Here is a 12,006-nt window from a genome sequence, read left to right on the forward strand (position 1 = left end):
TAAGGGACGCACAAAGTCAAGCGTCCGGCGAGATTCGCGAGGAAGATCCACTGATGCCGACCGGCGTTGATCCACAGGAGCTGCCACCGGGGCTTGCCCTGGCCTGGGGCCTGCCCACCAAGACGAGCAAGCTCGGGAGGACGCCGTCCCAGACCGTCGAGCAGGTCGTCCAGGCGGCCGTCGAGCTGGCCGACGCGGACGGCTTCGCGGCGCTGTCGATGCCGAAGCTCGCCAAGAGACTCGGCCTCACCGCCAACGCGATCTACCGATATGTCCGGTCCCGGGACGAGCTGCTGGTGCTGCTCGCCGAGACCGGCTGGGGTCCCCCACCGGAGCTGGCGACAGGCGCCGATCACTGGCGGGCCGCGGCGACGACCTGGACGCTGGCGATGATCGACCGGTGCGACGTCCACCCCTGGCTCGTGGACCTGCCCGTCCGGGGCGCGCCGATGACGCCGAACCTGCTGCGCTGGACCGAGGCCATCCTGGAAGCCCTGACCGGCGCCGGACTCAGCCCCAAGGATGCGATTCAGTGCGCGCTGCTGCTCGATGTATATGCGCGCCGCATCGCCGATATGCGCCGCGACCTCAAGCAGAGCAACGCCGAGTCCGTCGAATCGTCTGCGGTGCAGGAATTCCTACTGCCACTGCTGCACGAGCACGGATATCCCATCGTGGCGTCCCTGATGGTGGGCGATGATTATTCCGACGATATCGACGACAACGACCTGACCTTCGGCCTAACACGAATCCTGGACGGCATCGACGTCCTCCTGTCGGCAAATAAAAACCGCCGCACCACCAACCCTGCCGACTAATTCACTTGTGGCGCCACCGTCCCAGTGGCTTTTTCGTGTGCCCGCTCAGACCGGTCACCGGCGCACCTGATAGCGCAGGTGGAGCACCCGGTTGCCCTGGATCACCACGTCTGGATCCTGCAACAGGTGCTGTGCGTCGACGGAGCCGAAGTAGCGCTTGCCGGACCCGAGCACGACGGGCGCGACGTCCATCCGCACCTCGTCGACCAGCCCGGCGGCAAGCATCTGGCCGCCGACGTCGCCGGCGGCGACCTCGACCGTGCGGTCGCCCGCGAGCTTCTGCGCCTCGGCCATGGCGGCCTCGATGCCGTCGACGAAGTGGAACGGCGCCTGGGCGTCCCAGCCCTCGGGCCTGGGCCGGTGCGTCACGACGACCACGTGGTCGACCCCGGACGGTGGCGTGCCGTCCCAGCCGTCGGTCATGTCGAAGACGTGGCGGCCGGCGATCGTCACTGCGATCTCGTCCCAGTACGGCCGGGTGTAGTCGTAGGACGCCTGCGACACCTTCAGGACGCCACCGTCGTCCAACGGCACGTCACCGCTGGTCAGCCACGCGAAGATCGGTCCGGGATCGTCGTTGTCGGCCGCGATGAACCCATCCACCGAGACCGACGCGCTCATGACGACTTTCCCCATGGTTCCTCCTTGTTTCGGAGCCCCCACTCTTGTGTGGCGTGCGACGTCGCTCTTGTAAGAAATCAATCGGCCGGTAGCGGCCAGCCGTCCAGTGCGTGGCCGGGATGCTCGCGCAGGAACCGCCGCCGGACTTCGATGTACCGGGTCGGCGTGAGCCCGGTGAACTCCCTGAACTCGTGCCCGAAATGGGCCTGGTCGAAGTATCCGGCGCCAGCGGCAACCTCTCCCCAGTCGACCGGTGCAGCGACGTCGATCGCCAGCACGGTGGAGCTGAATCGGTAGCTGCGGGCCAGCCGTTTCGGCGTGACACCGACGATGGCTTTGAACCGCTTGGCTAGGTAAGTGCTGCTGGCGTGGGCCGCCACGCCGAGGTCGCTGATCGGTACCGTCCCGCCTGTCGCCGCGATGGCGCTGCTCGTCCGGCGGACCAGGTCCAGACCGTCGATCACCCGCAGCCGTCGCTGCAGTTCGTCCTCCAGCAACATCAGCATTTTGTGCGGGTCCGCCAGGTTCAGCCGACGCCGCAACTCGGTGACGGCAGGCCGGCCCCAGATCTGCTCCACCGTCGCGGGTCGGTCACACAACTCGGCCGCGGGAATCGGAAGGAACGGCGCCAGACCCCACGGCTTGAAGTGGACACCCACCGACCAGGTCGGCGTCGGATAGCTGAACTCCCACGCGCAGGTGGGTGTGGTGACCGCGCACCCGTCGGGGTACTCCAGGGCCTCAACGGCGGCGCCGGCGCGGATGACGAACGGCGCCCCGAGGTTGACGATCAGCAACGGCGCCGGTGCCGCCGGCAGCAACAACCGCGAGTACGGCGGGACGCCCTCCAGGTAATAGATGTCGTCGATCATCCCGTCCAGCGGCGGGCGCGGCACTCTGGACACATACTCCACACCCACATCATCACCGACGCCCCGTCCAGGACGGCCCGGCCCCGCCCCCGTCGGCAACGAACCGACGCCGATCCACGGGCCGACTCGTCCAGCCTCTGCAAGGTCCACCTGGATTGGATGTCTGGCCGGTTCTGCTTCGATCCCGCTGGCGCGGGTGGTCGCCGAGCTGACGGCGGCGCGGGGGCTGGGCCAGGCCACTGCCGAGAAGCTGGTGGACGACGTCACCGCTGACGACCAGGCAGACCGGATCGATGTCGCGGTCGCCGTCCGCGACATGGAGTCAGGCGAACAGAGCCGGGTTTCGGTCAGCGACCTCGTCACGGCCCTGGAATCCCGACTGCGGATGTAGGTGCTGGCCGTGATCGGACGGCGTGTTCGGGAGGGGGCTTGGGAAAATCACGTCCGGTGTTGAGGTGCGGTTACTAAACTACGAACCGCTTCACACGGGACACAACTTCACGGGCCGCGGCGTCCTGCTCCTTCCGACGCCGTGGTGCTGTTGCCCCAGACCTCGGCTGCACGTGTTCCGGCACATCCAGCACCAGCTCATACGTCCTCGGCGGATGAGCTCGTCTCTGCGTGAGCCGGAAGGACCGCCATGCAACACCTACGTCTGACCGTGACCCCACAGCCCCACGGCAGCCTGGTCGCCGTGGCCGGGGAACTCGACCTGGCCACCGCGACCATCTTGGAACGCTGTTTGCAGGGGATCCTGAACCACCCCGGCGGGCAGATCACCGTGGACATGTCGGCGGTCGGGTTCATCGACTGCTGCGGCCTGACGGCCCTCCTCTTCGCCGACGAGCAGGCTCACATCCAGAACCGGCGTCTGCTGGTGGCCGCGCCCGCACCCCGGGTCCTGCAGTTGCTGCAGCTCACCGGCACCGAAAAGCTCCTCGAAGTCGTGCCGGCGCTATAGGCCCCCACCCACGCGTTCGGGCGGCGGACTTCTGGTCGATTTCGGAGGGGATCAACGCGGCGCGAGCGGGTCGGCTAGTAGGACGACTCGGTCGCCGACGGGGTCGTAGCCGAGGACGGCGTGTTCGGGGCGGCCGCCTTCTGCGGTCATCGTGACGGGCTTGCCGAGCTCGCGGCCGAGATCGCGCAGCAAGCGGCAGAGCGAGTCGACGCCTTGTTGGCCGTGCAGCTCACGCAGGTCGATGTCGAAGTTGATCTCGGTCGGCGTCCACGGTCGGAAGATGACCGATATTCCTGGCGTCGGCCAAACTCGGAGTACGACCACTTCGGCGTCGGCGGGACGGTTGAGGGCCTCGGCCGCAGTCGGCAGAGGGCGTTCGGTCGTCCCTTCCTGGAACTTCCAATCCCAGCCGCGCCTCAACACCAGGTCGAACACCTTCTGCCAGTCCTCGACCGTGGTGTCGGTGATGAAGAGGTCGGGTAGCGCGCCCATCAGGCGAGGGTCGAAGAAGTTCTTGGCCTTGTCCCAGTGCAGGTTTGGCATGGGCACATGGTGGCCGGTGGGTGGTGGCTGCGCATCACGTTAAGAGGCGTGGAGCTGCGGGGGGGCTGCCGAAGGATTACCGGGGGGTGGCCTTCTCTTGTGGCGATCTGGAGTAACGGCGACTTAAGGGACGTTCCGCCAGGAAAGGGGTCATGATGACGACCGCACCTGTTCGGCATAGCACCCACTCGGGGTGGCTCGCCTTCGCCGGGATGCTCGCCGTCCTACTGGGGATCTTCAACGCCGTCGACGGCATCGTGGCCCTGTTCAAGAAGGAGTACTTCGTCACCCCCGACGGGAACCTGCTGGTGTTCAGCTACACCGCCTGGGGCTGGATCTGGCTGATCGTCGGGATCGTCCAGATCGCGGTCGGTGTCGGCATCCTGACCGGGAAGGCCTGGGCCCGGTGGGCCGGCGTGTTCCTGGCCGGGCTGGCGATGATCGGGCAGTTCGCCTTCCTCGGCGCCTACCCGATCTGGTCGATCATCAACATGGTGCTCGCCGTCCTGGTCATCTACGGCCTGGTCGCCGCGCCCAGGGACGCTACCGGCTGACCCTTTCTGGTTCGGGGCTGTGTCACATGCCTTTCAGGACGCGGTCGAGGGCTGCTCGGCCGGCAGGGCCCCAGTGGGCCTTGCCGCCGGGGAGGCCCTGTTCTCCGTTCTGGCCCATGAGCATCAGGAACAGGCTCTTCAGAGCGGCCAGGCCGCGGGCGCGCCGGATCGCCGCCTCGTCTGCTTGTGCGTAGGTGTCGAAGAACCGGATGCGGTGCCTGCGGGGAGCAGCACCCAGGCGGCGGCGAGGTCCCACGCCGGGTCACCGGCGAGCAGGTCACCGAAGTCGACGATGCCTGCGAGCGTCCCGTCCGAGACGACGACGTTGGCCGGGTGGAGGTCGCCGTGCACCCATACCGGCGGCCTTTCCCATGCGCCGGCCGCAGCGGCGTCCTTCCAGACCGTCCGACTTCGGCGGCAACGTCCGGATGGTCAGCCCGGCAAGGTCGGGATGTTGCTCCTCCAGGAGGTGGCTCCATGCGCTGCATTCGGACTGCCAGCTCGTCCCCGAGGCGCCACATCTGGTTCCCCCAGCCGCCCGGTACCTGGATCGGGCGCGGTGGGCGGATGGGGGTGCCGGTGCAGCGGTGAGCGGGCGACGGCTGTCATGGGGATCGGCTCAGCGGCGGCGGGTGGTGGCGGTGGCGAGTTCGGACAGGTTCATGGCGGTGCTGCGGCGGACTGCGGGGATCAGGCCGAGGCCGCGCAGGGAGATGTTGCGGAGTTCGCGCAGGGGACGGCCGCGCAGGGTCGCCATGCGGGTCATCTGGTGGGTGAAGGCGAGGACGTCTTCGGCAACCGGGCGGCGTTGGGTTTCGTAGCCGTCCAGGACGGTGTCGTCGGCGCCGTCCTGGAGGACGGCGATGAGCCTGCCCGCGAGGTCGATGGCGTCCTGGACCCCGGTGTTCAGGCCTTGGCCGCCTGCCGGGCTGTGCGCGTGGGCGGCGTCGCCGGCGAGGAAAATGCGGTCGGCGCGGTAGCGGGCGGCGAGCCGGTTGTGGACGCGGAACCGCGAGCTCCACACCAGGTCCTTCACCGTCGCCGGGTGACGCCGGGGGCCGCGCTCGGCCAGGAGGGTGCGGATCTGGTCCAGGGACGGCGCCTCGGGGGCCTCGTCCACGGTGACGACGACGCGGTGCAGGCCGCCGGGCAGGGGCGAGACCAGGGCGGTTCCTTCGGTGGAGAAGAACAGGAACTGCTCGTCGGCGGCCTCGTTCCAGTCCAGGCGGAACTCGGCCAGGACGAACGACTCGGCGTCGGTGCCGCCGATGAAGGCGATGCCGGCCTGCTCGCGCACGCGGCTGTGCATGCCGTCGGCGCCGACCGCGTAGCGGGCCCGGATCGTCCGGCCGTCGGTCATGCTCGCGATCACCTGGCCGTTCTCCTGGCCGATGTGCGCCAGTTCGCGGTCGCGCAGCACGGCGCCGCCGACGCTCCCGAGGCGGTCGGCGAGGATCCGCTCGGTGGTGTGCTGCGGGATCATCAGCGCGAACGGGTAGTCGGTCGGCAGCGTCCCGAAGTCGATCCGCAGCAGCACGCGGTCGTGGTCGCGGACGGTGTACCGGGGCACCTTGATCCCCTGGCTGAGCAGGACGTCGGTCGCGCCGATCCCGCGCAGCACCTCCAGCGAGCGGGCGTGCACCACCGTCGCGCGCGATGTCGGCGCGGGCGCGGTGGCCTTGTCGATCACCACGGTGTCGACGCCGGCGCGGGTGAGCGCGGTGGCGAGCGTGAGCCCGACCGGGCCGGCCCCCACCACCAGGACGTCGGTCCTGGCGGGCAGTTCCCTGGGCACTCAGGCCCTCCCTTCTACATCTGCAGAACGAGCTGACTCTACAGCTGTAGAAGGCTGGGCGGTGCGGCGGTGACCGAGGTCACGGGAGCGGGGCCGTCAGGCGAAGGCGCGCAGCAGGCGCAGGACGGCGTCCTTGATCTCGGCGCGGTCGATACGGGCGGTGGACGAGCCGACGAGGCGCTCGTGCAGCAGGCCGTCCAGGCAGGCGAGCAGGACAGGGAGCTGGGCGGCGGGGATTGCGACGCCGCGGGCGGTGAGGATGTCCTGGATGAGGGTTTGATGCCGGTGCGCGGAGCGGGCCAGGACGGCACCGAGTTCGGGGCGGCGAGTCGCCTCCAGCAGCAACTCGTAGCGCGCCAGGACGCGCTCGCGTCCGGCTGTCGCCAGATGTTCGACCAGGTCGGCGGCCAGGTCGGCGACGCTTTCAAGGTCGGGTGCGCTGGTGGTGGATGCGGGGGCGGTGGCTGCTTCGGTGTCGATGTCGGCGAGGTCGGTGTCGGCGAGGCGTTCGACGGCGGCGCCGAGCAGGGCTTGGCGCGTCCGGAAGTAGGCCGAGCAGGAACCGGACGGCAGACCGGCGGCCTCGTCCACCGCGCGGTGGGTCAGGCCGCGCAGGCCGGAGCGGGCGAGGGTGCTGATCGCCGCGTCGGCCAGCAGCCTGCGCCGCGGCGTGTCCAGCATCGCGGCGGGCGCCGCGCCATGGGTCAAGGTGTCCTCCCGAGGTCCGCTACGAATCTAGCCCGACCTCGGCCCGGGCCGGGCGACGGCGGGCTTCCGGGAGTCGGGCGCGCGAGAGTCGGGCGCCCGATTCATCCCGGCGGACGTGGGGCGAGACCGGCGGACGGAGGCGAGACCCGCGGGTGCGGGAGGGAGCGAGCCGGGTGGCGGGGATGCCCGGCCCACTCGTGCCCGGCCTGCTCGTGCGCGGCCCGCTTGTGCGCGGGTGGTCAGGGGTGGGCGGTTTGGGCGGATTGGAGGAGGGCGGACGGGTCGGCGGCGGGGCGGAGGCCGAGGGTGGTCTCGAGCCAGGCCAGGTACTTGTCGCGCAGCGGCGCCGGTTCGCAGGGGCGCAGTCCGGCCTGGTGCTCGTCGCACCAGAGCTCGGTGTCGGTCAGGCCGGCGATCAGCTGGAAGAACTCGCGCAGGTCGCGGGAGACGACGTGGACGCCGGCGGTCTTGCCGACGGCCAGGACGCGTCCGGCGGTGTCCAGGGCGAAGACGGTGTCGGTGTCGTTCTCGGCGAACGGGGACATGTCGGCGGTGAGGGCGGGGTTGGTGATCCGCTTGCGCTCGTCGTAGTCGTCCAGCAGCCAGAAGCCGTTGGCGTAGCCCTCGTACAGCCGGTCGTCGAAGCGCTGCAGCAGGTTCAGCTCGTGGACGGGCGACCAGACCGCGTCGGGGATCAGCGGGTGGACCCAGGCCGCCCATTCGGCTTCGAGTTCGGCCTGCGCGGCGTCGACGATCGGCTCCCAGTCGTCCGCGGGGGTGATGCCGAACGTCTCGTCCAGCCAGGCGCGGAAGGCGGACTGGTCGAGCGGCTCGTCCCAGTCGCATTCGCGCAGGCCGAAGCACTCCCAGTCGATGTCGGGCTCGCAGTCGCCGGGCAGCGAGGCCAGCAGCCGCAGGAACTCGCGGAAGTCGCGGGCCACGATGTGCAGGCCGCCCTCGTCGCCGAGCGCGACCACCGGCAGCGTCGCCGGGTCGGCGCGGTCGTCGCGGCGCCAGATCCCGTACAGGGAGCCGCTGCCGTTGGCCTGCGCGAAGGTGACGACGCGGTCGCCGAGCACCGGGTCCTCGTACGACCGGCCGCGTTCGATCTCGAAACCGTGGACGTAGAAGTCGGGTTGCGCGGCGTCGAACTCGGCCAGCAGGCCGAGTTCGGGAAACAGCGGCTGCATGTCGGACATGGTGGGAGCCTCCGAACGTGATCATGCGGGACGCGCCGGACGTTAGCAGCGGCCAACGACAGGCGCATCCGAGACCTCACACTCCGTCGCCCCGACCGTCGGACGGCTCGGGACCGGGCGGCGAGTCGCCGGTGCCCGACCGGGGCGGCGGGTCCGCAGCAGCCAGGCGGGACGGCGGGTCGGCGGCGGCCAGGCGGGATGGCGGGTCGGCGGCGGCGAGGCGGGTCATCAGGCGGGCGCCCAGGCGCAGCACCTCCCGTTCCACGTCGCTGAGTCCGGCCATCGCCGAGGCGAGCCAGGCGTCCCATTCGGCGACGGCGTCGGCGAGCGCGCGGCGGCCCGGATCGGTGAGGGCGAACACGACCTGGCGCCCGTCGGCGGCGTCCCGGCTCCGGGAGATCAGGCCGTCGCGCTCCAGGTCGGCGAACACGCGGGTGAGCGACTGCGGGAGCTGGTGCTCGGCGGCGGCCAGCTCCCCCGCGGTCGCCGGGCCCTCGCGGCGCAGCCGACCCAGCACGCCGAGCTTGGCGGCGCTGAGCGCCTGGGCGGTGCGCCGCGACCGCAGCCGTCGCGACAGCGCGATCGCGCCCTCCCGGACGTCGGCCGCCGCCTCCAAGCGCGTCTCGCTCATCTCTGCCATGTTTCTAAGATAGCGCTTAATATCGGAGTGGCAGAAAGCCCAATCTTGGGGCGGTGAAAGCAAGATGTTGCGAAGTACTTCGCTGAGATTCGATCCCGGGTTGCGACATCTGCGCGCGGCGGCGGTCGGTCTGGCCGCAACGCTGGGCGCCTACGCGTCCGCCCTGGTCGTCGAGCATTTCGCCCATCTGCACGTGGACACCGTGATCCAGGCGGTGGTGCTCGCGTTGACGGCCGCGCGGGCCCAGCGGCGGATGGACGGCACCGACCGCCTGCTCGGCCTGGCCGTCCTACCGCTGGCGACGCTCGCCGCCTCGGCCGTCCGGTATGTGATGGCCGACCACGCCTACGCGGGGTTCGCGCTGTTCGTCGTGGCGGTTCCGGCCACGGTCTGGGTGCGCCGGTTCGGGATCCGGGCCACGCGGGCGGGGACGCTCGCCGTCCTGCCGTTCGTCGCCCTGCTGATCACGCAAGGCCCGGTGATGGCGCCGGTCACCGGCCGGACGGCGCTGTGGTCGGCGGTGATCGCGCTGATCGCGGGCGTGTGGGTGGCGGCGCTTCAAACCGTCCTGGCGAGGGACGAGCCGCCCGCGCCGCAGGCACCACCCAAGCCGAGCGCGCGTCGCATCCGTCCGTCCACGCGGATGGCTCTGCAGATGGCCGCGGCGCTGGCCGCCGCGTTCGTCGCCGGACATCTGCTGTGGCCCGATCACTGGCCCTGGCCCGTCCTGACGGCGTTCCTGGTGTGCAGCGGCGCCCGCTCCCGCGGGGACGTGCTGGTCAAGGGCGTCCAGCGGACGGTCGGCGCGGCGGCCGGCACCGTGGTGGCGACGTTGGTCGCCGGGTCGTTCGGTCCGCGCGCGGACGCCGCGGTCGTGCTGATCTTCGTCGTCCTCGCGGTCGCGTCCTGGCTGCGCGAGGCGGCCTACGCCTACTGGGCCTGCGGCGTCACCGCCGCGCTGTCGCTGCTGTACGGCTGGTTCGGCGAGGCGTCGGGCGACCTGTTGCGGACGCGGCTGGCGGGCATCGCGCTCGGCGGGCTGCTGGGGGTCGGCGCGTCCTGGTTCGTGCTGCCGATCCGGACCCGCGACGTGCTGCGCCGCCGCGCCGCCGACGCCCTGGCCGCGCTCGGCCCGGTCCTCTCCCCCGGCACGGACGCGCGCGACGCCGAGGACTTCACGCGCGCGGTGGAACTCCTGGAGCAGATCGTCCCGGCGCTGCGCGCCCGCGCCCCGCTGTCCGCGCGCAGGCTTTCCGGGCGGACGCGCGGGGTGGAGGTCGTGGAGGAGATCCGCGCGTGCGCCGCACCGGCGGTAACGCTGAGCGCGGCATACCCCGATCCGGTCCCTGCCGAGGTGGACGCACTCAGTGCGCAGGTCTCGCGCAACCTGATCGCCGTGCGCAAAACGCTAGGCCGCAGACCCGGCGTCCAGTTCCGGCCAGCCGTCCGGCCGCCAAGCACCGCGCCCGCCGTGACGGCGCTGCTGGACATCGACGACCACTTGAGCCGCCTGGTCGTCCTGCTGGACAGCGGAAGCGAAAGGTAAAGGCCGGGCAAAGTCGCTCCGAACCTCGGGCCGGTGCGCGGCGTCCAGATGAGTACGCCTTCCTCATGCGGGGGCGTGGGCGGCAGGACGATCCTGCTGAGGCCCGTCCGCTGAGCCCACCGAGGACGGAACATGCTCCGACGCACGACGACGGCGGCGGCCACCGTCGCCCTCACCGCCAGCCTGGCGGCCGCCTGCCCCGGCTCGCAGTGCACCGCGACCCGGATCGCCAACGCCTACGAGGTCTACTCCCCGTTCGTGCTGGCCGTGCTGCCGGAGCTGGCGCCCGAGACGATCCCCGGCATCGCGGTCGACCTCGGCCTGTTCGCCGCCGACAGCCTGGCCAAGTACGTCATCGACCACAAGGTGAAGCCGGGCAAGACCTGGCTGCTGATCGAGCAGACCCTCGGCGGGCGGCAGCAGACCTCGGTGTTCGAGCTCAGCACCGACCGCGACCTGAAGGTCAGCGTGAACGGCGCGCAGCTGGACCACGTGGACCTGTACGTCCGGCAGCGGCAGATCAAGGTGGTCGTCCCCGCCGGGACGGGCGCGAAGGTCGCGGTCACCGACGCCGCCGGCGGCGACAGCGTCGCCGTGCGCGGCACCGTACCCAAAGACCTCGGCGGGTCCCAGGACCTGGAGACCGGCAAGACCTTCCACCACTCGCTGTTCAAGGACGACGCGCCCGAGTCGTCCGCCGCCGACGTCCGGTACACCAAGTACGTTACCGGCGACCCCGAGCTGATCAACGGGACGGTGGCCGCCAGGTACTCCGGCAGCGACCAGCCGACGCTCGGCGCGTGCATGTCCACCCCGTCCGCCGCCTGGAGCGGCAAGCTCCAGGGGTGGCCCGGCGACAAGAACAGCGCCTGGTGCGTCAAGACCGGCGCCGGGCACTATGGGCTGGCCGTCCACAAGTCCAAGAACGGCATCTTCTTCGGCAGCACCAAGGACATGGACGGGCTCGGCTACCTGCTGTGGGCCCAGCCCGGACTGCCCGCCGCGGTCGTCCCGCAGGCGAAGATCAAGAAGTGCTGACCGCGGTGGGCGGCCTGCCCGGCAGGGCCTCGCCCGGCAGGGCTTCGCCCGGCTCGGTGACGTGCAGGCCGTCCAGGACGACCAGCAGGTTGCGTTCCCACTGCTGCTCGCCCGCCTGAAGACCCAGCGTGTGCGGACCGGTGGAGGACGCCGCGACCAGCAGGAACGCGACGTCCTCCCAGGTCACGTCCGTCCGCATCACCCCGGCCCGCTGCGCCCGCTCGACCAGGTGCCGGATGCGGTCGCGCAACTCGGCGCGCGAATGGTCCAGCACGTTGCCCAGGCGCTTGTTGACGTCGCACAGCTCGTTGCGCAGCCGGATGTAGGACAGCGCGAACGCGGTGAGGCCCGTCCAGGGGTCCGCGTCGTCGATGCCCTCGTCCGCCTTGCCGACGATCTCCGCCAGCACCTCGCCCAGGACCGCTTCCAGCAGCGCCTCCAGCGACCCGACCCGGCGGTAGAAGGTGCCGATGCCGACGCCCGCGCGGCGCGCGATCTCGTGGGCGGTGATCTCGCCGCCCTCCGCCGCCGCCTCCCGCGCGGCCTCGACCAGCCGCTCGACGTTGCGCCGGGCGTCGGCGCGCGGCCGCCGCCCCGAGCCGTCGTCCAGGAGCCGCTCCACCGCCGGTACCGCTGCCGTCATGCCCCCACCCTACCAATAAGCGGACGCAACCCGTCCGATTCCTTTGCTCGGGGAAATCGCCGTCCGGC

General features: G+C 70.8%; 15 protein-coding genes. 6 read left to right on the forward strand and 9 right to left on the reverse strand.

Annotated features, from left to right (window positions below; translation table 11 throughout):
* Positions 1-53: 53 nt before the first annotated feature.
* On the forward strand, positions 54-818 hold the full coding sequence (locus FHU30_RS37560) for a TetR/AcrR family transcriptional regulator (RefSeq protein WP_253882326.1): 765 nt from the start codon (positions 54-56) through the stop codon (positions 816-818).
* Between the two features lie 54 nt (positions 819-872).
* On the opposite strand, the gene FHU30_RS37565 is transcribed toward FHU30_RS37560, so the two are convergent.
* Positions 873-1,454, reverse strand: a complete 582-nt coding sequence (locus tag FHU30_RS37565; protein ID WP_253882327.1) for a dihydrofolate reductase family protein — start codon at positions 1,452-1,454, stop codon at positions 873-875.
* Positions 1,455-1,516: 62 nt separating this feature from the next.
* Positions 1,517-2,578, reverse strand: a complete 1,062-nt coding sequence (locus FHU30_RS37570; RefSeq protein WP_308211470.1) for a helix-turn-helix domain-containing protein — start codon at positions 2,576-2,578, stop codon at positions 1,517-1,519.
* Between FHU30_RS37570 and FHU30_RS37575 the strand changes: the two genes are divergently transcribed.
* Complete coding sequence (locus FHU30_RS37575; protein ID WP_253882329.1) at positions 2,508-2,702, forward strand: hypothetical protein; 195 nt, start codon at positions 2,508-2,510, stop codon at positions 2,700-2,702. The two genes, FHU30_RS37570 and FHU30_RS37575, sit on opposite strands and share 71 nt — an antisense overlap.
* Before the next feature lie 249 nt (positions 2,703-2,951).
* Complete coding sequence (locus tag FHU30_RS37580; protein WP_253882330.1) at positions 2,952-3,272, forward strand: STAS domain-containing protein; 321 nt, start codon at positions 2,952-2,954, stop codon at positions 3,270-3,272.
* 51 nt (positions 3,273-3,323) lie between these two features.
* Here the strand turns inward: FHU30_RS37580 and FHU30_RS37585 are convergent, their stop codons facing one another.
* A complete protein-coding gene (locus FHU30_RS37585) occupies positions 3,324-3,815 on the reverse strand; it encodes an ATP-binding protein (protein ID WP_253882331.1) in 492 nt (163 codons plus the stop codon).
* A gap of 152 nt (positions 3,816-3,967) precedes the next feature.
* On the opposite strand from FHU30_RS37585, the gene FHU30_RS37590 reads away from it, so the two are divergent.
* Positions 3,968-4,369 (forward strand): DUF7144 family membrane protein, encoded by a 402-nt coding sequence (locus FHU30_RS37590; protein WP_253882332.1) that lies wholly within the window; start codon positions 3,968-3,970, stop codon positions 4,367-4,369.
* Between the two features lie 138 nt (positions 4,370-4,507).
* Here the strand turns inward: FHU30_RS37590 and FHU30_RS37595 are convergent, their stop codons facing one another.
* The 5 genes from FHU30_RS37595 to FHU30_RS37615 all read right to left on the reverse strand — a co-directional run bounded on the left by FHU30_RS37595 (position 4,508) and on the right by FHU30_RS37615 (position 8,711).
* A complete protein-coding gene (locus FHU30_RS37595; protein WP_253882333.1) occupies positions 4,508-4,720 on the reverse strand; it encodes a phosphotransferase in 213 nt (70 codons plus the stop codon).
* 268 nt (positions 4,721-4,988) lie between these two features.
* Positions 4,989-6,164, reverse strand: coding sequence for an FAD-dependent monooxygenase (locus FHU30_RS37600; protein WP_253882334.1), 1,176 nt, complete (start codon positions 6,162-6,164; stop codon positions 4,989-4,991).
* A gap of 96 nt (positions 6,165-6,260) precedes the next feature.
* Positions 6,261-6,872, reverse strand: a complete 612-nt coding sequence (locus FHU30_RS37605; protein WP_253882335.1) for a TetR/AcrR family transcriptional regulator — start codon at positions 6,870-6,872, stop codon at positions 6,261-6,263.
* A 239-nt stretch (positions 6,873-7,111) separates the two neighbouring features.
* Entirely contained in the window at positions 7,112-8,071 is a 960-nt protein-coding gene (locus FHU30_RS37610) for a hypothetical protein (RefSeq protein ID WP_253882336.1), read from the reverse strand.
* Positions 8,072-8,147: 76 nt separating this feature from the next.
* Positions 8,148-8,711, reverse strand: coding sequence for a MarR family winged helix-turn-helix transcriptional regulator (locus FHU30_RS37615; protein WP_253882337.1), 564 nt, complete (start codon positions 8,709-8,711; stop codon positions 8,148-8,150).
* A gap of 100 nt (positions 8,712-8,811) precedes the next feature.
* Here FHU30_RS37615 and FHU30_RS37620 point away from each other — a divergent pair, with 100 nt between their 5' ends.
* Together FHU30_RS37620 and FHU30_RS37625 are read left to right on the forward strand one after the other, a co-directional pair.
* On the forward strand, positions 8,812-10,257 hold the full coding sequence (locus tag FHU30_RS37620) for an FUSC family protein (RefSeq protein ID WP_253882338.1): 1,446 nt from the start codon (positions 8,812-8,814) through the stop codon (positions 10,255-10,257).
* Between the two features lie 132 nt (positions 10,258-10,389).
* The gene (locus tag FHU30_RS37625) at positions 10,390-11,295 is read left to right on the forward strand and encodes a hypothetical protein (protein WP_253882339.1); all 906 of its coding nucleotides are present in this window, start codon (positions 10,390-10,392) and stop codon (positions 11,293-11,295) included.
* Here the strand turns inward: FHU30_RS37625 and FHU30_RS37630 are convergent.
* Positions 11,282-11,938, reverse strand: coding sequence for a TetR/AcrR family transcriptional regulator (locus FHU30_RS37630; RefSeq protein ID WP_253882340.1), 657 nt, complete (start codon positions 11,936-11,938; stop codon positions 11,282-11,284). The two genes, FHU30_RS37625 and FHU30_RS37630, sit on opposite strands and share 14 nt — an antisense overlap.
* Positions 11,939-12,006 lie beyond the last annotated feature (68 nt).

Source organism: Actinomadura rupiterrae (assembly GCF_024172125.1).
Taxonomy (GTDB): domain Bacteria; phylum Actinomycetota; class Actinomycetes; order Streptosporangiales; family Streptosporangiaceae; genus Spirillospora; species Spirillospora rupiterrae.

Bases quoted from the DNA above. Each gene is read 5' to 3' on its own strand.
- FHU30_RS37560 (WP_253882326.1), top strand. From the start codon at position 54: ATGCCGACCGGCGTTGATCCACAGGAGCTGCCACCGGGGCTTGCCCTG.
- FHU30_RS37565 (WP_253882327.1), bottom strand. From the start codon at position 1,454: ATGGGGAAAGTCGTCATGAGCGCGTCGGTCTCGGTGGATGGGTTCATC.
- FHU30_RS37580 (WP_253882330.1), top strand. From the start codon at position 2,952: ATGCAACACCTACGTCTGACCGTGACCCCACAGCCCCACGGCAGCCTG.
- FHU30_RS37585 (WP_253882331.1), bottom strand. From the start codon at position 3,815: ATGCCAAACCTGCACTGGGACAAGGCCAAGAACTTCTTCGACCCTCGC.
- FHU30_RS37590 (WP_253882332.1), top strand. From the start codon at position 3,968: ATGATGACGACCGCACCTGTTCGGCATAGCACCCACTCGGGGTGGCTC.
- FHU30_RS37610 (WP_253882336.1), bottom strand. From the start codon at position 8,071: ATGTCCGACATGCAGCCGCTGTTTCCCGAACTCGGCCTGCTGGCCGAG.
- FHU30_RS37615 (WP_253882337.1), bottom strand. From the start codon at position 8,711: ATGGCAGAGATGAGCGAGACGCGCTTGGAGGCGGCGGCCGACGTCCGG.
- FHU30_RS37625 (WP_253882339.1), top strand. From the start codon at position 10,390: ATGCTCCGACGCACGACGACGGCGGCGGCCACCGTCGCCCTCACCGCC.
- FHU30_RS37630 (WP_253882340.1), bottom strand. From the start codon at position 11,938: ATGACGGCAGCGGTACCGGCGGTGGAGCGGCTCCTGGACGACGGCTCG.